Here is a 23,991-nt window from a genome sequence, read left to right as displayed (position 1 = left end):
GAAAAAATACGGGGAATTAGCTCAGCTGGCTAGAGCACCTGCCTTGCACGCAGGGGGTCAACGGTTCGAATCCGTTATTCTCCACATCTCCGGAAGGAACATCGACAGATGCTCCAGAATAAAAACCGGAAAAAGAGTTCTTTGACATATTGAAAGAGAAAAAAAATTACAAGAGAAGACAACAGTATAGAGACAATACGTGTATGTGCTTGATGTAAAGAGGAGACCCTCGGTCAAGGCCGAACGAATCTTTGCGTAGCATACGGGTATATATATCAAAAGCAGCCGCATAGTAGCAAAAGGCTATGCCGGTGAAGAAAGTAAATAAGGGCACACGGGGGATGCCTAGGCTCTCAGAGGCGAAGAAGGACGTGATAAGCTGCGATAAGCTTTGGGGATTGGCAAATGCGACTTGATCCAGAGATTTCCGAATGGGGCAACCTGACTATTTGAAGAATAGTCGTATAAAACGCGAACGCGCTGAACTGAAACATCTAAGTAGGCGTAGGAGAAGAAAATAACAATGATTTCCCAAGTAGTGGCGAGCGAACGGGAAAGAGCCCAAACCGATCATGTTACGGCATGGCCGGGGTTGTAGGACCACGACATTGTACAGCGCTATGAACTGGAAGCAGGTGGGAAACTGCGCGACAAGGGTGAGAGCCCCGTACAGGTAAAGAATGTTGACATAGTGGTATCCTGAGTACCGCGGGACCGGAGAAATCCTGTGGGAATCCACCAGCACCATCTGGTAAGGCTAAATACTCCTGAGAGACCGATAGTGAACCAGTACCGTGAGGGAAAGGTGAAAAGAACCCCGAACAGGGGAGTGAAAAGAACCTGAAACCGTGTGCTTACAAGCGGTTGGAGCAGACGAGTTCTGTGACAGCGTGCCTTTTGCATAATGAGCCTACGAGTTACTCTTGTCTGGCAAGGTTAAGTCCTTCAGGGACGCAGCCGAAGCGAAAGCGAGTCTTAATAGGGCGCATAGTCAGATGAGGTAGACGCGAAACCTTGTGATCTACCCTTGGGCAGGTTGAAGTTGCAGTAACATGTAATGGAGGACCGAACCGATAAACGTTGAAAAGTTTCCGGATGACCTGAGGGTAGGGGTGAAAGGCCAATCAAACTGGGAAATAGCTCGTACTCCCCGAAATGTTTTTAGGAACAGCGTCGGCGTAGAGTTTGATAGAGGTAGAGCTACCGATTGGGTGCGGGGGAGTCAAATCCTACCAAATCCAGACGAACTCCGAATGCTATCAAATATAGCCGGCAGTGAGGCTTTGGGTGCTAAGGTCCAAGGCCGAGAGGGAAAGAACCCAGACCATCAGCTAAGGTCCCCAAATTCGTTCTAAGTTGAACTAACGAGGTCCGGTTGCCCAGACAGCTAGGATGTTGGCTTGGAAGCAGCCATTCATTTAAAGAGTGCGTAACAGCTCACTAGTCGAGCGGCCGGGCGTGGATAATAAACGGGCATCAAGAACGGTACCGAAGCTATGGATTTGTACTTAGGTACATCTGGTAGGGGAGCATTCCATCGCCGGGGAAGCAGTTTGGCAATGAACTGTGGAGGTTATGGAAAAGCAAATGTAGGCATAAGTAACGATAAGGCGGGTGAGAAACCCGCCCACCGAAAGACCAAGGTTTCCTGATCAACGTTAATCGGATCAGGGTCAGTCGGGACCTAAGGCGCACCCGAAGGGGGCAAGCCGATGGACAACTGGTTAATATTCCAGTACTCTTCATAACTGCGATGTGGTGACGGAGTAGTGACACTGCCGCGAACTGACGGAATAGTTCGTTGAAAGGCGTAGGTATTGGAGTTGTAGGCAAATCCGCAACTCTAGCTGAAACCCAATAGTACAGCAAAGCTTCGGTGGCGCTGATAGAGCAGGTAAACAGACTTCCAAGAAAACCCGCTAAGCTTCAGGTTATGAAGACCCGTACCGCAAACCGACACAGGTGGTCGAGGAGAGAATCCTAAGGTGCTCGAGTGAGTCATGGCTAAGGAACTCGGCAAAATGGCCCTGTAACTTCGGGAGAAGGGGCGCTGTCTCTGAGAAGAGCAGCCGCAGTGAAAAGGCCCAGGCGACTGTTTAACAAAAACATATGGCTTTGCAAAATCGCAAGATGAAGTATAAGGCCTGACACCTGCCCGGTGCTGGAAGGTTAAGAGGGGATGTCATCGCAAGAGAAGCATTGAATCGAAGCCCCAGTAAACGGCGGCCGTAACTATAACGGTCCTAAGGTAGCGAAATTCCTTGTCGGGTAAGTTCCGACCTGCACGAATGGTGTAACGATCTGGGCGCTGTCTCAGCCATGAGCTCGGTGAAATTGTGGTATCGGTGAAGACGCCGATTACCCGCAACGGGACGGAAAGACCCCATGCACCTTCACTATAGCTTAACATTGAGATTGGGTACAGGATGTGTAGGATAGGCGGGAGATGTTGAAGTGGCTTCGCCAGGAGTCATGGAATCAACCTTGAAATACCGCCCTTTCTGTATTCGGTTTCTAACTCCCTTATGGGGAGGACATTGTTTGGTGGGTAGTTTGACTGGGGTGGTCGCCTCCAAAAAGGTAACGGAGGCTTTCAAAGGTAAGCTCAGTACGCTTGGTAACCGTACGCGGAGTGCAATGGCATAAGCTTGCTTGACTGTGAGACCGACAAGTCGAACAGGGTCGAAAGACGGACATAGTGATCCGGTGGTTCTGTATGGAAGGGCCATCGCTCAAAGGATAAAAGGTACGCTGGGGATAACAGGCTGATCTCCCCCAAGAGCTCATATCGACGGGGAGGTTTGGCACCTCGATGTCGGCTCGTCACATCCTGGGGCTGGAGAAGGTCCCAAGGGTTGGGCTGTTCGCCCATTAAAGTGGCACGCGAGCTGGGTTCAGAACGTCGCGAGACAGTTCGGTCCCTATCTGTTGTGGGCGTTGGAAGTTTGAGTGGATCTGACCTTAGTACGAGAGGACCGGGTTGGACAGACCTCTGGTGAACCTGTTATGCCGCCAGGTGTACGGCAGGGTAGCTACGTCTGGAATAGATAAGCGCTGAAAGCATCTAAGTGCGAAACTAGCCACGAGATGAGACTTCCTTATAGGGTCGTAGAAGATGACTACGTTGATAGGCCATAGGTGTAAAGGTTGAGAGACCAAAGCCAAGTGGTACTAATAGCCCGAAGCTTTCTCAAGCAGACAGACACTGTTGTCTTCCTCTTTAATTTTTAAAATGATCTTTCAATATATATGTCAGTTGGTGTGATGTTCCTAACAGGAACCAGCCAATAAAGATTTTTAGGTGCCTATATCGGCGGTGTCTACCTCTTCCCATTCCGAACAGAGCAGTCAAGCCCGCCAGAGCCGATGGTATTGCCGTAACAGGTGGGAGAGTAGGTCGGTGCCTTTTTTTACACGGAAGCCCTTGCTGGAAACAGTCAAGGGCTTCTTTCGTTTAAGTACTCCCGTATTTGCATGTACAAGCTATTGCATATCCTCCGCCTATTGGTTATTGCATCACATGGCCGTCGGTGAGCCCGGTCCATCGGAAGCTGTTCCGCAATTGTCCTTTAGCCTTTACTGTGCTTTAGTGGTATGATGCAGTACCATTAGCCATTTCTCCAGTTTTACGTGTCGTTCATTATCACGCACATTTCATAAGCCATATGGAATTAAACGCTCGATTTTTGCCGAACAGCGTACAATAGCTTGGTTAGCCTGCAACATTATTATTGGACAATCGTTTGCATTCCTGATTCTCTTTTTTACTTCGATTTACTATTGTATTATTGTTAAGTTAATTTAATGCATTATAAATCATACGCATGAAGATATCTTTTTGGAGCACAAAAGCACAAGTCAGTTTACTGATGGGATTGGCTTCTCCTTTTATTTTTCAACCCACTCGAGTTGACGCTAAAGTAAGTACGATCAATTATTATAATACAATAGGTCACGATCAAGGTAACCGAATTATCGCAATTCAGAAAATTAATCCGACAACAGTCGAGATTGTATACGATAATGGTCAACGTCTAACGTTAGATTTCTACGGTAATCATATTTTTAGGATGTTCCAGGATGTTCATGGTGGTATTATCCGTGATCCCGAAGCAAAACCCGAAGCAAAAATATTGGTAGAGCAACCTCGGAAAACGGTCACCGGGCTTGAAGTAAAGGATGAAGGTAATAAGGTCAGCATATCCACTAACGATATTCTTTTTTCAATGGATAAACAGACTTCTCAGTTTAGTATCCTCAATCGGAAAAGCAATAAAATTGTAGTTGAAAGCTTAAAACCAATTGTTTTCGAAGAGAAACAAGTAAGCGTTGAATTGAAGGAAAATGCGGATGAATACTTTTTTGGTGGTGGCGTTCAAAATGGGCGTTTTTCACATAAGGGAAAAGTGATTGCAATCGAAAATCAGAACAGCTGGACCGATGGTGGTGTTGCCTCTCCAACGCCTTATTACTGGTCAACCAAAGGATATGGTTTTATGTGGCATACCTTCAAGAAGGGGAATTATGCCTTTGGAGCCAAAACTAAAGGGATAGTCAAATTAGCACACGATACGGATTATCTGGATGTCTTTTTTATGATTAATGACGGGATAGTACCTTTGCTCAATGATTTCTATCAATTGACGGGCAACCCAATTCTTCTACCGAAGTTTGGTTTGTATGAGGGACATCTTAATGCGTATAACCGCGATTTTTGGAAAGAAGATGAAAAGGGAATTCTATTTGAAGACGGCAAACGCTATAAAGAAAGCCAAAAGGACAATGGTGGAGTCAAAGAATCGCTTAATGGTGAGAAAAATAATTATCAATTTTCGGCTCGAGCAGTCATAGACCGTTATAAAGCACATGACATGCCTTTGGGCTGGATTCTTCCTAATGATGGTTATGGTGCTGGATATGGCCAAACGGCATCTTTAGATGGAAATATCCAAAACTTGAAAGAGTTTGGCGATTATGCACGTAAGAATGGTGTGGAAATCGGTTTATGGACACAGTCTGATCTCCATCCCAAAGATAGCATCAGTGCATTACTGCAACGTGATATCGTAAAAGAGGTACGGGATGCAGGTGTGAGAGTCCTAAAAACGGATGTGGCCTGGGTTGGTCCAGGATATTCTTTTGGTCTCAATGGGGTCGCTGATGTTGGACATACCATGCCTTACTATGGCAACAATGCTCGTCCATTTATAATTTCATTGGATGGTTGGGCAGGTACACAGCGCTACGCGGGTATCTGGTCGGGTGACCAAACTGGCGGGGTATGGGAATATATCCGATTCCATATACCAACATATATCGGCTCGGGACTTTCAGGTCAGCCCAATATTACTTCCGATATGGACGGGATCTTTGGTGGTAAAAACTTTAAGGTCAATATCCGTGATTTTCAATGGAAAACCTGGACACCCATGGAACTCAATATGGATGGTTGGGGATCGAACGAAAAGTACCCGCACGCACTGGGCGAACCGGCTACTTCGATCAATCGTCTGTATTTGAAATTGAAGTCTCAACTAGTTCCCTATAGCTATAGTGTTGCGAAACAAGCGGTAGATGGACTTCCTATCATTCGTGCGATGTTTTTAGAGCAAGCAAATGCTTATACGCTTGGAAAGGCAACGCAATACCAGTACCTCTATGGTCCAAATTTCCTTGTAGCACCGATTTATCAGGAAACACGTGTGGATGAAAAGGGAAATGATATGCGCAATGGTATCTACCTGCCGGATGGTGAATGGATTGATTATTTTACAGGTGAAAAATACCAAGGTGGTCGTATTATCAATAACTTTAATGTGCCTATTTGGAAGCTACCTGTTTTCGTGAAAAATGGTGCTATTATTCCGGTGACCAATCCAAATAATAATGTGCTGGAAATTAAAAAGGATCAACGTATCTATGAAGTGTATCCGTACGGAAGTTCTAGCTTTGTTGAATACGATGATGATGGAAAGACGGAAGCATATCGTTATGGTAAGGGGGTAAATACAACTATAACTTCAAGCCTTAACAACAATAAGGTAGAGTTGATTATTGCTCCAGCGCAAGGTGAATTCGATGGATTTGAGAAAATGAAGTCTACCGAAATCCGTTTTAACGTGAGCAGAGCACCGAAGAAATTGACAGCAAAAGTCAATAAGAAAACGATCAAGCTTAAGGAAGTACGTACATTAAATGAATTTAATGCCTCTGAAAATGTATACTTCTACGATGCACAACCGAACCTGAATCAGTTTGCAACCAAGGGATCGGAATTTGAAAAAGTACCTTTAGTTAAAAATCCAATGTTGCTGGTGCGACTGGCCAAACAGGATGTCTCGTCGACTGCAATAGAAGTACAATTGGAGGGCTTCGAGTATGCTCCTGTAGACAACTACCTGGCTCAGACTGGTGCTTTGAGTTCCCCAAAAGCTGTGATTACAGATCAACATACACAAGCATATACCTTAACCCCAACATGGGAAAAGGTTGCAAATGCCGATTATTATGAAATTGAATTCAACAATCTGATCTATTCAACTATCAAGGACAGTCAATTGCTGTTCGAAGGATTGGCAGCTGAAACTGACTACCAGTTTAAAATTAGGGCTGTCAATAAATCTGGTGTTTCAGATTGGAGTACATTTGCCGCTAAAACAAAAGCGAATCCATTGGAATTTGCCATTGAAGGAATCAAAGCAGAGACTTCTGTAGATAACCAAGGCGGAAATGGTATCAATAAATTGTTCAACTATGATGAAGGGGATATGTGGCATACAAAATGGGGACAGACAGCTGTTCCGTTTGATATGACCCTAGATCTCAAGTCTGTTAATCAATTGGATAAGTTTGAGTATCTTCCAAGGACCGATGGCGGAAATGGTATCATTTTAAAAGGAAAGGTATTCTATAGCAATGATAAGGATACCTGGACGGAAGCTGGTAGTTTTGACTGGAAACGTGATGGCGAAATGAAACGTTTTGATTTTGGAACCCATCCAGTAGCCCGATTTATTAAAATTTCAGTTTCTGAAGCTGTGGGAGGTTTTGGCTCCGGAAGAGAATTATATGTGTTTAAAGTACCAGGATCGTCAAGCTACTTACCGGGCGATATTAATAATGACCGATTGATCGATCATAATGACTTGACTTCATATATTAACTATACGGGATTGCGACTGGGAGATGGAGATTTCGAAGGTTATGTCAGCAATGGTGATGTTAATAAAAATAAGCTGATTGACGCTTATGATATTTCCAATGTTGCTGTTGTCATAGAAGGTGGTGCAAAACCAAATAAAGAAGAAAAGGTCAGTGGTAAATTAAAATTGATTCCTTCAAAAACGACCTTAAAATCGGGTGATATTGTAGAGATCAGTGTTAGTGGAGAGAATCTTAAAGCTGTCAATGCACTTAGTTTTGCTCTTCCTTACAATCAGGGCGATTTTGAATATATCGGTATTGAACCTGTACATCTAAAAGAGATGAACAATTATAGTAACGATCGTCTTCATACCAATGGAAGTAAAGCGCTGTATGCAACTTTTGTTAATCTAGGCAACAAGGAAACTTTGAATGGAGCCGAAGTTTTATTTAAGATTAAATTGAAAGCAAAACGCAATGTCAACTTCAATCTGAAAGCAATAGATGGTATTTTGGTTGATAAAAAGCTGAATTCCGTCACGTTCTAAAAATAGTAAAAAGCCTTAACAAAAAGGGGAGTCTCATGCAGAGCTCCCTTTTTTTTCTGAAAGTGTCTGATTTTATTGGCCAGAAAGAACCTTCAGTTTGCTTTCATTGCTGTTGGTGTCTGCGAAGTCATGAAGGTTTTGTTAATTGATAGCTAAGTGCACACAATTAGTCCAATATCATACTGAGATCCATCAGCAGGATTTCAGTATCTGCTGAGGTTACTTTCAGGTTAATTTCAGCAACATCCCAAATTCCAAAGCCATCTCTGCTTTCCAATTCTTGTCCTTCGACAGTAACACTGCCTTTTATTACAAAAACATATACACCATTTCCTGCCTTTTTAATCTGGTATTTTGTTTGGACGTCCTTGTCAAAGTGCCCCATGGAAAACCAGGCATCCTGATGGATCCATACTCCCTCGTCTTCTGGATTGGGAGAAAGTATTTGTTGGAATTTATTCTGTCTTTGCGCTATATCCAAGGTAATTTGATCGTATCGCGGGCTCACATTCCGTTGATTAGGGTAAACCCAAATCTGAAGAAACTTGACTACCTGATCGGTGTTTTTATTATATTCACTGTGTATGATGCCCGTTCCGGCGCTCATGACCTGAATATCTCCTTTTCGGATAATGGCTTTGTTACCCATGCTGTCTTCGTGTTGCAAATCACCTTCCAAAGGGATACTGATGATTTCCATATTATCGTGCGGGTGTTTGCCAAATCCTCTTCCCTCAGCCACCATATCATCATTTAATACCCGTAGTACACCAAAGTGCATACGTTCGGGGTTGTGATAATTAGCGAAGCTAAACGTATGATTGCTTTCTAACCAGCCATGATTTGCATGACCTCGTGTAGCTGCTTTATGGAGGACACTATGGTTTTCCAATTTGTCCGAATTATAGTTTACATCTTCGGCATCCAGCGTTTCAAGCGGTTCTATCTCGTCAATATCATTCTTTAAAATATCAGCTGAAGAAACTGTTGCTGTAAATATTCCGGAACCTAAAAGGCCTTTTTTTATAAAGTTCTGTCTGTTCATGATCTTCTTATTTATTACTCGAAAGTAGCCTTTTAGCCGCCGATTTTCATTGAACTAGTTCAATAAAGAAAGGGTTTTAACGGTTTTCGGTTTTTTCTCTAGGAAGCTATTGCTATGGTCTGGGCTTTATTAAACGGAGCGTAAGTCTGGAAAAAGACTATAGACCTCATTTTTTAGAAGTCCACTTCCTCCGCCATAATGTTTGATGAGGCCAATCGAATAAGTAAGCCGCGAAAGGTGATCTGTTATTTCACGCTCTTCTTGAGGAGAGAGTCCTGAACTCAATAATAAAACATCTACTGGATCATTTATCAGATGTTTCTTACAGATACCCAGATCCTGTTGTATCGTTGCATTCCAGCCGGGTGTGCTTTCAATGATTCTCTTGAGCGTCAGAAGGATTTCTTCATTTTTACCAAATAGGAGAAAGGTTAAGGTGTTCATATTGTTCTTGTTTAGGGATTTGTCCTGATGACTGTATTAACAATGGCATTACCCTTTAAAATTTTTGAAATGGGACATTCTTCGGCAATTTGTTGAAGGCGTTCTCGGGTATCTTCTGCTAAAAATTGTCCAAAGGCGATCTCGCGATCAAAATACGTGACCACCTGTCCTTTTTCAATTTTTAGATACATATTTGAACTGACGGAAATTTCTGGAATATCAAGCCCTTTTTTATCGATGTACATGCGTAGAGTAGCTAAGGTACAGGATACAAGCGATGAAATCAGAAGGGTGTAGGGGTCAGGCCCAAGATCTCTGCCACCAAGCTTTTCAGGTTCATCCGTAATAAATTCTCCATTTCTCCATTGGATGGTGGTCTTATATTTCTGCTCGGTAATATGACCGATGACAGGGTTTTCCAATATATATTTCATACGGATAATTCTTTTGTTTGTAATACAACAAAAATAAGCTTGAATTGATTCATTTCCATTGATGTAGTTCAATAAATATCGTCATATTGTCTTCTGATGTTTCTTATGGCCAATGGGGCGGATGGATTTCCGCTGATGAATACATATTATCGCTACAGAAAAAATAGAGATTGGAGTAAGTTGAATCACATAAATTTTCTTACTTTTAACAATCGAACACGCTCATTTTTTTTAAGGATTTTAATTTAATATTTCGGTTATGATGAAGAGATTTTTACTTGTCGGACTTTTTGCTGGTATAACCCATTTTGTGGCTTTCTCGCAATCTCATGAACTACGTGTGGGTGTTACCTCCGGTGTGTCCAATTTTACTGGATCGGGAACCGAAGCCAAAAGTATGTTGAATGGATCTACGCAGCAGGAATATTATACCAATAATCCCTATGGAAAAAAATACGGAATCAACATCGGCGGTGCTGTAAACTACCGTTATGTTTTTGCCAATAACGTGATACTGGGTTTGGAAGCTGCATACGAAAGGTTACAGACAAAAATCGATCTGGAGGGTAATGAATTTATGAACGGAAGCCGAGGTCAAACCAGACTCAATCAGCAATTTATTAATTTTAATCCTTTTGTTGGCTATCGTGTCTTTTTTGAACCGATGACAATGGATATACAGCTGGGTATGGATATTGCCAAAACGCTGAGCATCAAAGAAAATGGTAGCATTGAAGATAAGCAGGGAAATAAAACAAGTTTTGATCGTGACCGAGGCAAGGTTATAGATTTGGATATACGCCCTCGATTGCAGTTTAATGTAAATTATGACCGCTATACCGTGTTTGCTGGTTATTCATGGGGACTGAAAGATTATAACAGCGGGATGCTTGGTGCTAATCCCGGTGTGGCACGATTAAATGTATTCCGCCTGGGTTTACAATATCAGTTATTAACTCCGCTATTCAAAAATGACTAAGGGTCGATTAGAAGCTTTCAGTGATGGCGTTTTGGCCATCATTATAACCGTTATGGTACTTGAACTGAAAGTACCTGAAGGGGTTACTTTTGCGAGTCTCAAGCCCATATTTCCCAAAATTATTTCTTATATCGTAAGTTTTATGTACGTGGGGCTCTATTGGAATAACCATCATCATCTCTTTCAAATCGTTCGCAAAGTGAACGGCAAAGTCCTTTGGAGTAACCTACATTTATTGTTTTGGCTTTCCTTAATGCCGGTGACCACCAATTGGATCGGTGAATCCCATTTTGGTCGAGATCCGATCATTGCTTATGGTGTTGTGTTGATTATGTGTTCTATTGCCTATAATATTGTGGAATATTTTGTGATCCAGATTGAAGGGGAAGATTCTGCACTGAAAAAAGCTGTCAAATCAAAGACAAAAGAGAATATTTCTACAGCGCTGTATTTTCTGGGGATAGGTCTGTCTTTTGTAAATCCATATATCAGTTTAGTGCTGTACGGAACGGTCGCTATCATGTGGATTATTCCTGACCGCCGGATTGAGAAAGAATTGCGGAATCAATAGTTTTGCTGATCCAGGGCTTTCAGAATGAACTGAGCGCGATCAATTACTGTCGTTTTTGGAACCTCAATGATTTCATAACCGAGTTTTGAATAGGTCTCTTTCATTATCTTGAACGTATTTTCGGCCTCCTGCCAAGTTTGTTTCCGCTCGCTGTCATTTTCATAGATCGCTGCCCAAGGCGGTAAGATGAATACTTTTTTATGATAACGTCGACCTTTTGCTTCATGAATCAGTTCTTCTTCGATTGCAAGACCTTCCATGGCAATATATGCCAATGTATCTGGAATTCCGCGGTCAAAAAAAACGTAGTCTTGGTGATCTTGCCTTATCTGCATTAAATAGCTGGCTGTTGAAGCGGCTAGCATGAGTTTGGCATAACGAATTTTGTTTTTCCAGGGCAGACCGTCCGCATTGGCTTCCAGTTGTTCTCGGATGATGCGCCTTGCATCCTCTTCCACAATGTGGAATCCCTGCTTATGCAATTCCTTTAATAAGGTTGTTTTACCGACTCCAGGTCCTCCTGTCAGAACGATAAAATAGTGTGAATGATCCATAATGATTAAAATGTAGTGCTTCCCGAGAGATAGAAAATTGGGGGTAACGACGGATTAAAGGCTGCAATTTTGGGAAAATTAGCTGTATTGTTTTGCAATTTTCTTTTCGGGTTCGATGTAAAACATATATAAGAAAAATAAAAATAGGTATTCTAGTGGCTTCATCAAAATATAAGTCATATTTGATGCGCTGGTAGAATTAATTTTGACGGAGATGTTAAAACCATATTTATCATAGCAATATCTGACATAGCGATGGAGTGCTGGCGATAAATCGCTTAATATTTCTTCGAATGCATTGGCCACCTGAAGCTGTCGATTGACAATGATCGTGTTACCATGTCTAGTGCCTAGCCTTAGGGGTTTAACAAGGGCGGGATTTCCCTTAGCTGCAACTGTACAGAGGTAATGTCCCTGATGATCGAGGATAGGAGGGTGCATTTTTTGTGAAAAAGCCCAAGTGGTTGTTTCTGTGAAAACTTTCACCATGGAATCCCGATCCTGTCCCAAAAGGATGAGGATGATCGTTAGTAGGAGAAAGACCGGAATAAGTAAAATAAGCGCCCATGCCGGATAATTTAGCTTTTTCGAAAGCAAATTATTGATCTTATTGAGCGTGCTGTTGGCATAGCTTCTGGTCAAGGCATAACCCTGTTCTTCAACGATGATTTTACGGATTAATCCTATACTCATGATCAAGCAGCATATTGGTGTGAAAATAAAGTATAGGGTTCCTTCGTTGCCAACATACATATCCAATGTGGATGTATCGTGGTGACTGACCTGAACGAGTACAAACACACTGATTATACTGCCTATCATTAACATAATCAGCATCAGAACAAGAGGAATAGGGGGGATTTTTCGTCCTTTGATCCAAATCGCTATTGCGGAAATATTAAATGCGATGAAATAAAACAAAAGTGAGACAAGGTGTTTCCCACCGTAGGGAATATAGCAATCACCATCTACGGGATCTACGGCCTGATTATATTGACTCGAGTGGAATAATAGCCCTACCCCGCTTATCATTAATGAAATGAGGTAGCTGATGATGACGGCATACTCAACAATTGTCATTTTCCGTTGTTGTTTGTTGATAACAGAACGAAGCAGATATAAAATTGCAAAAAGCGTAAGAATAATAAGGAGAAGAATGAAGATCATAATTGGATGAGCAGTTATAATTCTAAGACCAATATCGTCAAATCATTTGGTTTAATTCAGATAGCAGCCAGTCTTTTTTTGCATTCTATTCGTTTAGTTGCTTGAGACCAACATTATTGAAGTGTTTAAAAGGTTGGAATTCAAAATTTCTTCAGCAGTATATTCTATGAGCGGATAGCTATAGAGCCAATGTCTAGCAAAGCTCAGCGCTTAATCTTTGCCGAATAGCCTGCTCCAAAAACTCTTTCTTTTGTTGTTCTGAGAACTCTCTTTGTTTTCAAAATGTTTAGGGTCGGCATGTATTGTCTCTGTTTTGACATTTGGTAAAATCTCATTTTCAGGAAGTCCATTGCGTTGTTCTATTTCCTGGATCTGTTTTAATGCAGTTGTTTGATATAAAAGCGGTCCATCTTTATCGCAGTTAAAGAGGTTGGAGTAGCTTTTTGATTCATTCAGATCAAAAGGTTGTGGTTCGACAACTTCTGTTGCTTCCAAAAGACCAAGGTTACGATCTTTGGCATATTGCAGTGCATTGAGGAAAATAGAAATACGGTTATCAGAAAATAGCGTATCTAGTTCAGTCTTGATCGTTGGGTTGCTATAGTAGTCTACCAACAATTGGGCAACTTTTTCTGCCGGGATAAAGACACCCGAACAATAGTTTTCTACAAGTCTATTTTCGATATTATTGGTTAGAAATTCGTGTTGTACAAATTCTTTCCACTGTTTGTAATAGCCGGATAAATGGTCATTTTTGGAGAAGGATAGGGCTCCACCTCGCACATAGAAGTATTTTTCGAAAAAACCTTGGACAACAGCAATGAAAAATCCATGGGTTTTGTCAAAATAATCATTTTTGTCGGTTTCCCGACCCGCATTTAAGGTGTCTTGGTACTTGGTTTTATAGAAGTCTTCTAGTTGGTGAATTGCAGAAATTTCCTCAATCTTTTCGGGATTTTTGAGCAACTCAAAATACCAAGTTTCTATCTGCTGTTCTGAGATGGGGTGGTAACTAATATCATAGCCCATAATGACTGTTTTTAATCGCTTATGTTGTAATTGCTAATATATTAAAAATTAACAGTTTGTGCAATATGAAATCCTCAGATATCGTGCTTTTTTGGCCTAAACAGACAGGTTGATGACAATTTCATACAGCGATAGGGTGGGATAACATGTTTGCCTATTTCATGATAATTAATTACTTTGGTCACAAACAGAATTTTTATATGAAGCACTTACTATTTATTATTTTCATGTCGGCGAGCTTATTTTTTACAGCTTGTCAATCCCCGAGTCCAGAGACTTTTTTCGGAAAAGTTGTTTTAAACACAAATCTTGTAGCAGATTTTGCCCCTGAACGCTACGGCAAACAGCTCGAGCAGGAGACCGTAGAATTTGCAGATATGCCCTCCAGTAAGAAAGTAGGCGATGAAGCTCAAAAATCTGTCGGGATCAAAATTCAGGTTGTCGAAAAGGCCTTAAAGGATATTAAAGAACTGAATGTTTCCGATGCCGATGCAAAAGCATTGAAAGAGCAGTCTATCGCATTATTTGAAAAAGTGTTGCCTGTCTATAAAAATGAATATACCGCTTATGCAAAGTTATGCGACGGTAAAGGTTCGGCTGAAGAAAAGCAGGCTTTACTCCAGAAGATCGAAAAAAACGATATGCCTTCTATTAATGCGGTGTTTGACAACGTATATGCTCTAGGAAAAGCTTATGCTGAAAAACATAATTTGAATGTTAACTGGGGAAATTAAGCCGATGGAGGAAACAAGTTTATACAGAAATAAACGAAAAACAATGCAGCTATTGTCAATTTCTGGAGCCTTATGTTTGTTGCTTTTGCTCGTTTTATTGTACAGTATCGGTTTATTTGATGGTGTATTTAAAGCCAAACCGACAGTTTTTTCTGCCGGAGCATTGCTGGTACTTCTCATTTTATTGTTTTCCAGCCTACTGAGTCTTCGCGATAAGACAGCGCAAATTGTTTTGAACGACCGTTATTTTCTTGGAAAGACAACACCCGTATCGAAGGCTTTTGGTCGAGGCGACTGGCAAGATGTCAAAAGTATCGACTTACAAAAAGTCGGTGGTGATACCCTGGTTGTTGTAACACTGGGTAATCCCCCTAAATATAAAGAGCAGCTTTCGTCGCTGTTATGGAAGATGGCTTATCAAGAATCCACGCAAGAGTTGTGTATTATGTATTCGTCCTCAACCATTGATTTGGAGCCCTCAGAGTTGTATCAACTTTTTGTTTCTTATTGGAAAGGGGCGAAAGTAATCGATAAGTAGTAAACAAATTAGGCCATGGCAGACTTTATAGCATCAATCTTCTGTTGGATGATTTCCTTTTCCAATGTTGTTTTGGCGAGGGTTTTTGCTCTATTAAAGTTTGCGATGGCTTTGTTTTTATCCAGTTCCTTATAAAGTTCCCCGAGGAGGACAAAATAAAAGTGATTGTCTGCTAGCTGTAAGGTTTTTACTTCGGCCAACGCAGCTTTAGCACCTTTTACTTTATATAGTGCAAATATTCTATTCAATGCAGCTGCAGGTGAATAATTGACGGCTAATAAACGGTCATACCACTGCAGGATTTCGGTCCATTTTTTAGGACTGTCTTCCTTTATACAATGGCATTGAGCAATTTTCGCCTCCAGATGATAAGATGTGAGTTCGTCGCCCGATGCAGCGTTATTCAGAAAATAAAACCCCTGATGTATGAGTTCTTGATTCCAGCGTTCCTCATCTTGTTGCTCATACAATATGAAATCACCTTCATTGGTCAGCCTAGCCTCAAAACGGGAAGAATGGAAACAAATCAGAGCAATGAGCGCATTGGTCTTAGGTGTATTGGTTTTTTCATAAGTTGAAAGCATTAGCGCAAGGCGTAACGCTTCAACACAGAGCTCCTTTCTTAAAATTTGATTTTGGGTTTTAGAATAATACCCTTCATTGAATAAGAGGTAAATAATATGAAGTACATTATCGAGGCGTTTGATAATTTCTGCTTCGGAGGGCAGTTCGAGTTCGATTTTTTCTAAACGTAGTTTTTCCTTTGCTCTGAATAGGCGCTTATTGATGGTTTCTTTGTTGGAAAGAAATGCTTCGGCAATTTCTTCTATACCAAAACCACAGAGGATTCTAAGGGCAAGACCAATTTGAGCCTCACTGGCAATTGCTGGTGTGCAGATGGCAAACAGCATTTTCAATTGGCTATCTTTAATATTTTCCTGCGAGAAACTAAACTCGTCGAAGGTTTCCCCTTCTGGCTCCTTCTGCCGTATTACAGGGATGATTTTATCTGTAAATATTTTATTTCTTCTAAAATGGGCCAAGGTCTTTTGTTTTGCAACTGTGTACAGCCAAGCCGTAGGATTTGCAGGAACGCCTTTGGTCTGCCAGGATTCTGTGGCAACCAAGAACGTTTCGCTGACAATATCTTCCGCTATTTCGATGTACTGGAGACCAAAACTCTTGCTGATGACAGCGACTATTTTGGTGAATTCTTGCTGGAAAAGCTGTTTTAAAAAATCTGGATCCATAAGTTTAAAATAGGAGTGGCTGTGCACGTGTACAGCCACTCCTGTATATGATTAGTTGAGCAGTGCACGTATCTCTACACTACCGTTAAATTCGAGAATAGGACAGCCATGGGCCAAGGTTGTAGCTTCGTCAAGATTCTCTGCTGCAACGACAATAAAACCGCCGAGTCTCTCCCTAATTTCCACAAAAGGTCCATCTGTAACGATACCGCCTGGCTTTAATACCTTTCCGGCAGGCTCAAGACGGGAGCCATGATCCTTCAGTTTACCTTGGGCATCGATGTCATGGATCCAGTCGAACCACCTTTTGTTCACAGCTTTTGCTTCTTCTTCTGTCAGTTGACTTTGCTCATTGGCCCCCTGACGAAATAATAAGATGAAATCTTTCATTTTTATGGTTTAATTTATCGTATAAATATACGTTCGTGTTTATGAAGTTGGTTGTACTTTGTGCTGCCCAACTTTGTAGCTTCCTGCCTGTGTACGGAAGGAAATATTGATCCTATTATAGGAATTGATTGCTGTAATGGCCAAGGTCAGGTCAATAAGTTCTTCTTCCGAAAATAGCGTAGTCGCTTTAGCATAAACCTCGTCCGATACATCGCCATGTGTAATTTTCGTCACGGCTTCGGCCCATTCCAGCGCAGCGCGTTCACGTGCGCTATACAGGGGGGCTTCCCGCCAGGCATCCAATAAGAACAATCGTTGTGGTTGATCTCCGGTGGCCAGTAGATCTTTTGAATGCATATCTAGACAATATGCACAGCCATTGATTTGTGATACACGGAAATAAATAAGATGCAAAAGCTCTTGTTCTATCGAGCACTTGCTCAGATATGCACCTATTCCAAACATCGATTTCATGGCATTTTGCCCTTTTGCGAAAAAATTAATTCGTTGTTCCATTTTTTTATTGTTTTTAGTGTAACTGATTTACACCACAACAATGCTTGAAGTTAAAGAAATTGGACAGCTTGATCTGTAAATTTTATATTTAAATTGTAAACCTCTGTATTTCAGTTTTTTAATTTAGATATTTCTCTAATAAAATTCTAATAATTTTCTAAAAGATCTCTAACGAATCATGGGGGTAGGAATGTGGACCTTTGCAGGCAAAGGAGGACAAAGAGATGAGTGTTTTTGAATTTGCCATACGATTATTTGCAGCATTACTTTTGGGCGCTGCCGTGGGCGTAGAGCGCCAATGGCGTCAGAAAAATGCGGGACTTCGGACAAACACCTTAGTTTCGTTGGGAGCAGCAGCTTTTGTGCTGCTTTCCATAGAAATTGGCGGTGATGCTACCGGACGGATCGCTTCTTATGTGGTCAGCGGAATTGGTTTTCTCGGCGCTGGTGTGATTATGAAGGACGGTTTGAATGTGCATGGCCTGAACACGGCAGCGACGATTTGGTGTTCGGCGGCAGTAGGCGCGCTCTCCGGTTTAGGTTTGTATCCCCAAGCATCTGTCGTTGCGCTGGCTATTATTTTTACACACCTGATCTTTCGTCCAATCGGACAAAAAATGGCCTTCTTGACTTTTAATAAATCGGCAGCATCACAGACCGAATATCTACTGACCATAGCCTGTGGGATAGACATCGAAAACCATATTCGTGTTTTATTGATGCAGATGCTAAGCAGTAACGAAAAGCTATTGTTGTCTTCTCTTTCGAGTGACGATACCGTGGCTACAAATACCGTTGTTATTAGGGCCATTGTTAGAGCCATCGGTCAGCAAGACAGTCTTATTGAGCGGATGGCTAGCCGATTGACCATCGAAGAAAGAGTAACAAAAATAAGCTGGGAAATTATTGGTACAGAGTCGGATTTGTAATACAGGTCGGATCGGTAATAAGAATAGAATCTGTAATAAGAATGGGATTTAAAGAAATTAAAAATGAACAATAAAACAAATAATCCATTGCACAATATGATCAGTTCCAATGGAATGAATGTGGGGACTGTGACCAAATTGCAGGGAGTGGCCAGTCAGGATGAAAAACTTGCCTGCGCAATGTTAGAAACGAGCAGAGAAGGGATTACAGATGAAATGGCTACGGAACGTCAACAGAAATTTGGTCTAAACGAAGTGAAACATCAAAAGGCGCCAAAGTGGTATGTTCAGCTATTGAAATCCTTTGCTAATCCCTTTATATATATACTGTTGTTAATAGCAATTGTTTCCTTTATCATCGATGTTGGGCTACCTGAAGTCGGAGAACGAGATTATAAAACAGTTGTTGTGGTATCCATTATGATTTTGGTCAGTGCACTGCTTCGTTTTGTACAGGAGTATCGAAGTAATGCCGCTGCAGAAAAATTAAAAAGTATGGTCAAAACTACGGCTACAGTATTGCGGAAATTTAAAGGCAAAAGAGAGATTCCTATTGTTGAGCTGGTGCCGGGAGATATCGTATACCTTTCCGCAGGGGATATGATACCTGCAGATTGCCGTATTGTTCAGAGTAAGGACCTTTTTGTGAGTGAAAGTATGCTGACTGGAGAGGCGCTTCCTGTAGAGAAGAATTATTTGCCGATCCGGGATGCAGGGAACAAATCACCTATTGAACTTTGTAATATTTGTTTTATGGGGACCAATGTCGTTAGTGGATCGGCGACAGCCGTGATTGTAACGACAGGAAGTTACACCTATTTTGGGAGTATTAGCAAATCGATTACTGGTGAACGTCCCGAAACAAGTTTTGATAAGGGTATAAATAAGGTAAGTTTCTTATTGATCCGTTTTATGCTGGTCATGGTTCCGCTGATTTTCTTGATCAACGGGTTGATGAAGGGGAACTGGACGGAAGCGCTACTGTTTGCTATTGCTGTCGCTGTAGGTTTAACCCCCGAAATGCTACCCATGATTGTAACCGCTAACCTGGCAAAGGGGGCTGTGAATATGAGCAAACGTAAAGTCATCGTTAAGCGGTTAAATTCCATCCAAAATATAGGTGCCATGGATATTCTGTGCACCGATAAAACAGGGACCTTGACATTGGACAAGATCGTCATGGAAAAACATCTTAATGTCTACGGCGTCGAAGATGATGAGGTACTCAAATGGGCATATCTCAATAGTTTCCATCAGACAGGTCTGAAGAATCTGATGGATAAGGCTGTATTGGACCATGTCGAATTGCACGATTACCTGAAGGTGGAGGATCAATATTTGAAAATTGACGAGATTCCATTTGATTTTCAGCGACGACGCATGTCTGTGGTCCTCAAACAGCATAATGGCAAACATCTACTGATCTGTAAAGGGGCTGTAGAGGAAATGCTTGAGCTTTGTACACATGCTTTTGACCCGGGAGATGACCGTAGCCTGCATGTCGAAAATGACCGTATTGTACCGATGGACGATACGATGCGTAAAATTGTATTGAAAACCTCGAAAAAGATGAATGAGGAGGGATTACGTGTTTTATTGGTTGCCATCCGCGAATTTGAAGGTGCTCACCCCTTGACCTATGCTGTTGCAGATGAAGCGAAATTGACGTTGACGGGATTTATCGGCTTTTTGGATCCGGCCAAACCCTCTTCACAGCCGGCCATTGAATCATTACAAAAATTGGGAATCGGGATCAAAGTGTTGACTGGAGATAATGAGATTATCACACGCAAAATTTGTATGGATGTCGGCATTCCGGTTGATCGGATTGTCAATGGAAATGAATTAGATCGCATTCCGGATACTGAGTTAAATCAATGTGTTGATGAGGTATCAGTATTTGCAAAGTTGAGCCCTCTTCAAAAAGTTCGTGTTGTAAAAGCATTGCGGGATAAAGGACATACGGTTGGCTTTATGGGCGATGGTATCAATGATGCGGCGGCACTTAAGGAGGCGGATGTGGGTATCAGTGTAGATACAGCTGTTGACATTACCAAAGAAAGTGCAGATATCATTCTGCTGGAAAAAGATCTTATGGTGCTGCGCAAAGGGGTTATTTATGGACGTCGAACTTTTGGAAATATCATTAAATATATCAAGATGACGGCAAGCAGCAATTTCGGCAATATGTTCAGTATGCTTGGGGCCAGTGCTTTTCTTCCCTTCTTACCGATGCTGCCGGTGCATCTGCTTATTCAAAATCTACTCTACGATATATCGCAGGTATCTATTCCTTGGGACAGCATGGATGAGGAATTTATCGTCGAGCCAAAGAAGTGGGATGCTGGTAGTGTCTCGAAGTTTATGTTATTTATTGGCCCCATAAGTTCATTGTTTGATTTCGCCACTTTTGCGGTATTGTTTTTCGTGTTCAAGGCCAATACGGTATCGGATCAAACACTCTTTCAGACTGGTTGGTTTGTAGAGGGATTGCTTTCACAAACATTAATTATTCATATGATAAGGACCAAGAAAATACCCTTTATTCAAAGCTGGGCTGCTGCACCGGTTGTTGCCTTGACAAGTTTAATTATGATTATTGCTGTCGTTTTGCCGTTTACGCCATTTGCCGCTGCCTTAAAAATGGAAGCACTGCCTCTGACTTATTTTCCATGGCTTATCGGCATTTTGGTCTGCTATTGTTTACTTACACAGTGGGTCAAAAATTGGTTTATCCAGAAATTTCATACCTGGTTATAGTTTTAAATTATTGGAGTAAAATGCTGAAATTCATCAACAATAATGTTAATTTTAGACAAATTACTCCAATGAAACTTATAACATATACCCTTGCTATCGCTGGATTGGGCCTGATGGCTTCCTGTGGATCGGGAACTCATAACAGACAATCTGCTGCTGATACTGCTGTGAATGAGAAGTTTAAATCGTATGAAGACCGCTTTATTCAGCAGCTTTGGAAAGAAAATCCGGAATGGGCCACCCAGGTGGGCTTCCATCAGTATGATTCTTTATTGACAATACCGGATGCGAATGCGAGAAAACTACGTATGGAGTTTTCAAAGCGACATTTGGACAGTCTCAAAAGTTTTGATCTGAACACCTTGAATCTTTCTCAGCAAACAGATTATCATTTGATTCGAAACTATCTTGAATCAAATGTTTGGTCTATTGAGAAAGAGCGCGCGTATGAGTGGAATCCTTCTTCGTACAATGTTGGGGGGACGATCGCTTTTATGCTTGCCGAGAATTACGCACCATTATCGACCCGACTTAAAGCTATTTATCAACGTTTGACGAAGATTCCGGCTTATTATGAGGCCGCGAAAGGACAGCTTAAAAATCCGGCATTGGTATTGACCGATTTGGCAATTCAACAGAACTTGGGTGGTTTATCTGTTTTTGAAAGCGATTTACGGGATTCACTGAAAAAATCCGAACTGCCGGCTTCAGAAAAGGAGGCTATTCAGAAGGCTTCACAACAAGCTATTGCGGCGATCAAAGGATATGTTCAATTTTTAAAAGTGACCCCTAACCCTTCTCCGCGTAGCTTTAGATTAGGAAAGGAACTTTACGATAAGAAATTTGATTTCGATATTCAGTCTGGGTCAACGGCCGAACAGATTTATCAGGCTGCTCTAGCAAGAAAAAGCTATTTACATGGTGAAATGTATAAAATCAGCAAAGAGCTCTGGCCAAAATATTTTGGAAAATCGGCCCTGCCGACGGATAGTTTGGTCGTCGTTCGAAAAATGATCGATACCCTGTCGGTTAATCACGTGAAAGCTGAAGAGTTTCAGTCAGCTATCGAAGCGCAGATACCCAAGTTGGTCGCTTTTGTCAAACAAAAAGATTTATTATATATAGATGATAGCAAACCGCTCGTGGTGCGTAAAGAACCCGCCTATATGGCTGGTGTTGCCGGTGCTTCAATCAGTGCACCTGGTCCATACGATAAAGGTGGGAATACCTATTACAATGTGGGCAGTCTAACAGGCTGGACCAAAGAGGCAACAGAGAGTTATTTGAGAGAATATAACCATTACATTTTGCAGATACTGAATATCCACGAAGCTATTCCGGGGCATTATACGCAATTGGTCTATGCGAATCAGTCGCCGAGCCTTGTCAAGAGTATTTTAGGCAACGGAGCAATGATTGAAGGCTGGGCTGTGTATACCGAACAAATGATGCTCGAAAACGGTTATGGTGAGAATGCGCCTGAAATGTGGTTGATGTGGTACAAATGGCATCTGCGTACAGTTTGCAATGCTATACTCGATTATAGCGTGCATGTGAAAGACATGAGTGAAAAAGATGCAATGCATCTGCTGGTTGATGAAGCGTTTCAACAACAGGCAGAAGCAGCCGGTAAATGGAAACGTGTGTCTGTGAGCAGTGTGCAGCTGACGTCTTACTTTACCGGGTATAAAGAAATTTATGACCTGAGGGAAGCTGTTAAACAAAAAGAAGGGAAACAGTTTAATTTGAAGGCGTTCAATGAAAAATTCCTGAGTTTTGGAAATTCACCCGTGAAGTATATTCGGGAAATGATGTTAAAATAAATATAAGGAATTCGAGCAATGATAAAGCCACTCTAAGGAGTGGCTTTATTGTTTATCATAGTTTATTGCTCAATGGCGACATCAGCAGTTACCTTGGCAAATTTGTTTCGATAATCTATTGGTGTAAGGCCTGTAATTTTTCGAAAAATATCGCGAAAGGCTTTTGTATCGGTATAGCCTACATCAAACATCACCTCGGAAACGTTTTTTCGTGATGCTTCGAAGAATTTTTTTGCAGCTTCGATGCGTACGCGTTGAAGGTATTCGACAGGCGTGTTGTTGGTTGCTTCTTTGAATCTCCGTTCAAATGTGCGCCGCCCAATATTGACATGATTGGCCAGTTCTTCGACTGTAATTTTCTCCTCGTACTTCTTCTCGATATAGTCTTGAGCTTGTTGGATATCCAGATCAGCATGATTACGTTGGCCTCTGAATATGGCGAATTGCGATTGATTATCCCGGCTGATATCCAGCGCAAAATATTTGGCTATGAGTACAGCTGTTTCCCTGTCGGAGTACTTTTCCACTAAATAGAGTATCAGATTCCATAAGCTGCTCGCGCCACCACTGCTATATATATTTTCATGTTCAGTGATCACAGCGCCATCCTCAATTTCAATGTGGGGGTATTTTTCCTTGAACTCCTCGATATGTGCCCAGTGTGTCGAACATTTTTTTCCATCCAATAAACCTGTTTCAGCAAGGAGGAAAGCACCTACACATAGGCTGGCAAGGCTAGCCCCTTTGTGGTACAGTTTTGTGAAATAAGGGATCGCTTCGGCATTATCACGTATTCCTTTTTCTATGTTGCCAAAAATAGGCGGTATAATAAGCAGATCTGTTTTCTGAACGTCCTGTAGTAGTCGGTTTGTCTTGATGGTATACTCCCCGCTATTGGCCGGGACGTAAGTCGTTAAACCTACATATTCGACTTCAAAAATAGGCGGTTTTCCAAAGGCCATTAGAAATTCATTGGCCGTATGAAAGGTTCTGAACGCAGGGGTAATACCTTCGATAGTGCCGTATTCGGGAACAAAAACAGAGATTTGCATATCATTTTTGGTTTATGATATAAAGGTACAAATAGTTTTTGTCGTAATCTACCCCTAAAGTTGTCGTCTTTGCAACAGCCGCAAT

At 41.6% G+C, this 23,991-nt stretch carries 18 protein-coding genes, 1 tRNA gene and 2 rRNA genes; 11 read left to right on the top strand and 10 right to left on the bottom strand.

Going from position 1 to position 23,991, the window contains the following annotated elements; translation table 11 throughout:
- The first annotated feature begins 10 nt into the window (after nt 1–10).
- The 4 genes from AB1Z56_RS15465 to AB1Z56_RS15450 all read left to right on the top strand — a co-directional run bounded on the left by AB1Z56_RS15465 (nt 11) and on the right by AB1Z56_RS15450 (nt 7,691).
- Nucleotides 11–84 (top strand) — tRNA-Ala (locus tag AB1Z56_RS15465).
- A 230-nt stretch (nt 85–314) separates the two neighbouring features.
- Nucleotides 315–3,194: ribosomal RNA gene (locus AB1Z56_RS15460) — 23S ribosomal RNA — on the top strand.
- Between the two features lie 103 nt (nt 3,195–3,297).
- A 5S ribosomal RNA gene (gene rrf / locus AB1Z56_RS15455) occupies nt 3,298–3,409 on the top strand.
- A 415-nt stretch (nt 3,410–3,824) separates the two neighbouring features.
- Nucleotides 3,825–7,691 (top strand): TIM-barrel domain-containing protein, encoded by a 3,867-nt coding sequence (locus tag AB1Z56_RS15450; protein ID WP_426789591.1) that lies wholly within the window; start codon nt 3,825–3,827, stop codon nt 7,689–7,691.
- Between the two features lie 166 nt (nt 7,692–7,857).
- On the opposite strand, the gene AB1Z56_RS15445 is transcribed toward AB1Z56_RS15450, so the two are convergent.
- From AB1Z56_RS15445 to AB1Z56_RS15435, 3 genes are all read right to left on the bottom strand, one after another.
- Nucleotides 7,858–8,736: a pirin family protein gene (locus AB1Z56_RS15445; protein WP_426789590.1), complete on the bottom strand. Its 879-nt coding sequence runs from the start codon at nt 8,734–8,736 to the stop codon at nt 7,858–7,860.
- 129 nt (nt 8,737–8,865) lie between these two features.
- Complete coding sequence (locus AB1Z56_RS15440) at nt 8,866–9,180, bottom strand: hypothetical protein (RefSeq protein ID WP_426789589.1); 315 nt, start codon at nt 9,178–9,180, stop codon at nt 8,866–8,868.
- 11 nt (nt 9,181–9,191) lie between these two features.
- Nucleotides 9,192–9,614 (bottom strand): OsmC family protein, encoded by a 423-nt coding sequence (locus AB1Z56_RS15435; protein ID WP_309362225.1) that lies wholly within the window; start codon nt 9,612–9,614, stop codon nt 9,192–9,194.
- Nucleotides 9,615–9,873: 259 nt separating this feature from the next.
- Here AB1Z56_RS15435 and AB1Z56_RS15430 point away from each other — a divergent pair, with 259 nt between their 5' ends.
- Entirely contained in the window at nt 9,874–10,593 is a 720-nt protein-coding gene (locus AB1Z56_RS15430) for an outer membrane beta-barrel protein (protein ID WP_426789588.1), read from the top strand.
- The gene (locus tag AB1Z56_RS15425) at nt 10,586–11,164 is read left to right on the top strand and encodes a TMEM175 family protein (protein ID WP_313264440.1); all 579 of its coding nucleotides are present in this window, start codon (nt 10,586–10,588) and stop codon (nt 11,162–11,164) included. The genes AB1Z56_RS15430 and AB1Z56_RS15425 overlap by 8 nt, the downstream gene beginning before the upstream one ends.
- Here AB1Z56_RS15425 and AB1Z56_RS15420 read toward each other — a convergent pair.
- The 3 genes from AB1Z56_RS15420 to AB1Z56_RS15410 all read right to left on the bottom strand — a co-directional run bounded on the left by AB1Z56_RS15420 (nt 11,158) and on the right by AB1Z56_RS15410 (nt 13,914).
- A complete protein-coding gene (locus tag AB1Z56_RS15420; RefSeq protein WP_426789587.1) occupies nt 11,158–11,718 on the bottom strand; it encodes an AAA family ATPase in 561 nt (186 codons plus the stop codon). The two genes, AB1Z56_RS15425 and AB1Z56_RS15420, sit on opposite strands and share 7 nt — an antisense overlap.
- Nucleotides 11,719–11,796: 78 nt before the next feature.
- The gene (locus AB1Z56_RS15415; protein ID WP_309362233.1) at nt 11,797–12,885 is read right to left on the bottom strand and encodes a DUF6688 domain-containing protein; all 1,089 of its coding nucleotides are present in this window, start codon (nt 12,883–12,885) and stop codon (nt 11,797–11,799) included.
- Nucleotides 12,886–13,095: 210 nt separating this feature from the next.
- Nucleotides 13,096–13,914, bottom strand: coding sequence for a hypothetical protein (locus AB1Z56_RS15410; protein ID WP_426789586.1), 819 nt, complete (start codon nt 13,912–13,914; stop codon nt 13,096–13,098).
- Between the two features lie 200 nt (nt 13,915–14,114).
- Here AB1Z56_RS15410 and AB1Z56_RS15405 point away from each other — a divergent pair, with 200 nt between their 5' ends.
- Complete coding sequence (locus AB1Z56_RS15405; RefSeq protein WP_309362237.1) at nt 14,115–14,648, top strand: hypothetical protein; 534 nt, start codon at nt 14,115–14,117, stop codon at nt 14,646–14,648.
- Nucleotides 14,629–15,186 (top strand): hypothetical protein, encoded by a 558-nt coding sequence (locus AB1Z56_RS15400; protein WP_426789585.1) that lies wholly within the window; start codon nt 14,629–14,631, stop codon nt 15,184–15,186. Before AB1Z56_RS15405 ends, AB1Z56_RS15400 begins: the two co-directional genes overlap by 20 nt.
- A gap of 8 nt (nt 15,187–15,194) precedes the next feature.
- On the opposite strand, the gene AB1Z56_RS15395 is transcribed toward AB1Z56_RS15400, so the two are convergent.
- The 3 genes from AB1Z56_RS15395 to AB1Z56_RS15385 are packed head-to-tail and all read right to left on the bottom strand — an operon-like array spanning nt 15,195 to nt 17,342.
- Nucleotides 15,195–16,436 carry an RNA polymerase sigma factor gene (locus AB1Z56_RS15395; protein ID WP_426789584.1) on the bottom strand — a complete coding sequence of 414 codons (1,242 nt, stop codon included), beginning with the start codon at nt 16,434–16,436 and terminating at the stop codon, nt 15,195–15,197.
- Nucleotides 16,437–16,487: 51 nt separating this feature from the next.
- On the bottom strand, nt 16,488–16,826 hold the full coding sequence (locus AB1Z56_RS15390; RefSeq protein ID WP_313264429.1) for a YciI family protein: 339 nt from the start codon (nt 16,824–16,826) through the stop codon (nt 16,488–16,490).
- Nucleotides 16,827–16,865: 39 nt separating this feature from the next.
- Nucleotides 16,866–17,342 carry a carboxymuconolactone decarboxylase family protein gene (locus AB1Z56_RS15385; RefSeq protein WP_313264428.1) on the bottom strand — a complete coding sequence of 159 codons (477 nt, stop codon included), beginning with the start codon at nt 17,340–17,342 and terminating at the stop codon, nt 16,866–16,868.
- 224 nt (nt 17,343–17,566) lie between these two features.
- On the opposite strand from AB1Z56_RS15385, the gene AB1Z56_RS15380 reads away from it, so the two are divergent.
- The 3 genes from AB1Z56_RS15380 (at nt 17,567) to AB1Z56_RS15370 (ending at nt 22,854) form a co-directional block, all read left to right on the top strand.
- Entirely contained in the window at nt 17,567–18,271 is a 705-nt protein-coding gene (locus tag AB1Z56_RS15380) for an MgtC/SapB family protein (RefSeq protein WP_313264426.1), read from the top strand.
- Between the two features lie 63 nt (nt 18,272–18,334).
- Complete coding sequence (gene mgtA / locus AB1Z56_RS15375; RefSeq protein ID WP_426789583.1) at nt 18,335–21,031, top strand: magnesium-translocating P-type ATPase; 2,697 nt, start codon at nt 18,335–18,337, stop codon at nt 21,029–21,031.
- Between the two features lie 68 nt (nt 21,032–21,099).
- Nucleotides 21,100–22,854: a DUF885 domain-containing protein gene (locus AB1Z56_RS15370; RefSeq protein ID WP_426789582.1), complete on the top strand. Its 1,755-nt coding sequence runs from the start codon at nt 21,100–21,102 to the stop codon at nt 22,852–22,854.
- A 62-nt stretch (nt 22,855–22,916) separates the two neighbouring features.
- Here AB1Z56_RS15370 and AB1Z56_RS15365 read toward each other — a convergent pair whose 3' ends face one another.
- On the bottom strand, nt 22,917–23,906 hold the full coding sequence (locus AB1Z56_RS15365) for a GlxA family transcriptional regulator (protein WP_426789581.1): 990 nt from the start codon (nt 23,904–23,906) through the stop codon (nt 22,917–22,919).
- Between the last annotated feature and the right edge of the window lie 85 nt (nt 23,907–23,991).

This window comes from Sphingobacterium sp. WOUb80, assembly GCF_050058145.1.
GTDB lineage: Bacteria > Bacteroidota > Bacteroidia > Sphingobacteriales > Sphingobacteriaceae > Sphingobacterium.
This window is presented reverse-complemented; position numbering and strand designations above follow the sequence as displayed.

Bases quoted from the DNA above. Each gene is read 5' to 3' on its own strand.
- AB1Z56_RS15440 (WP_426789589.1), bottom strand. From the start codon at position 9,180: ATGAACACCTTAACCTTTCTCCTATTTGGTAAAAATGAAGAAATCCTT.
- AB1Z56_RS15380 (WP_313264426.1), top strand. From the start codon at position 17,567: ATGAGTGTTTTTGAATTTGCCATACGATTATTTGCAGCATTACTTTTG.
- AB1Z56_RS15445 (WP_426789590.1), bottom strand. From the start codon at position 8,736: ATGAACAGACAGAACTTTATAAAAAAAGGCCTTTTAGGTTCCGGAATA.
- AB1Z56_RS15400 (WP_426789585.1), top strand. From the start codon at position 14,629: ATGTTAACTGGGGAAATTAAGCCGATGGAGGAAACAAGTTTATACAGA.
- AB1Z56_RS15435 (WP_309362225.1), bottom strand. From the start codon at position 9,614: ATGAAATATATATTGGAAAACCCTGTCATCGGTCATATTACCGAGCAG.
- AB1Z56_RS15395 (WP_426789584.1), bottom strand. From the start codon at position 16,436: ATGGATCCAGATTTTTTAAAACAGCTTTTCCAGCAAGAATTCACCAAA.
- AB1Z56_RS15370 (WP_426789582.1), top strand. From the start codon at position 21,100: ATGAAACTTATAACATATACCCTTGCTATCGCTGGATTGGGCCTGATG.
- AB1Z56_RS15385 (WP_313264428.1), bottom strand. From the start codon at position 17,342: ATGGAACAACGAATTAATTTTTTCGCAAAAGGGCAAAATGCCATGAAA.
- AB1Z56_RS15410 (WP_426789586.1), bottom strand. From the start codon at position 13,914: ATGGGCTATGATATTAGTTACCACCCCATCTCAGAACAGCAGATAGAA.
- AB1Z56_RS15420 (WP_426789587.1), bottom strand. From the start codon at position 11,718: ATGGATCATTCACACTATTTTATCGTTCTGACAGGAGGACCTGGAGTC.
- AB1Z56_RS15430 (WP_426789588.1), top strand. From the start codon at position 9,874: ATGATGAAGAGATTTTTACTTGTCGGACTTTTTGCTGGTATAACCCAT.
- AB1Z56_RS15450 (WP_426789591.1), top strand. From the start codon at position 3,825: ATGAAGATATCTTTTTGGAGCACAAAAGCACAAGTCAGTTTACTGATG.
- AB1Z56_RS15415 (WP_309362233.1), bottom strand. From the start codon at position 12,885: ATGATCTTCATTCTTCTCCTTATTATTCTTACGCTTTTTGCAATTTTA.
- mgtA (WP_426789583.1), top strand. From the start codon at position 18,335: ATGAACAATAAAACAAATAATCCATTGCACAATATGATCAGTTCCAAT.
- AB1Z56_RS15425 (WP_313264440.1), top strand. From the start codon at position 10,586: ATGACTAAGGGTCGATTAGAAGCTTTCAGTGATGGCGTTTTGGCCATC.
- AB1Z56_RS15365 (WP_426789581.1), bottom strand. From the start codon at position 23,906: ATGCAAATCTCTGTTTTTGTTCCCGAATACGGCACTATCGAAGGTATT.
- AB1Z56_RS15405 (WP_309362237.1), top strand. From the start codon at position 14,115: ATGAAGCACTTACTATTTATTATTTTCATGTCGGCGAGCTTATTTTTT.
- AB1Z56_RS15390 (WP_313264429.1), bottom strand. From the start codon at position 16,826: ATGAAAGATTTCATCTTATTATTTCGTCAGGGGGCCAATGAGCAAAGT.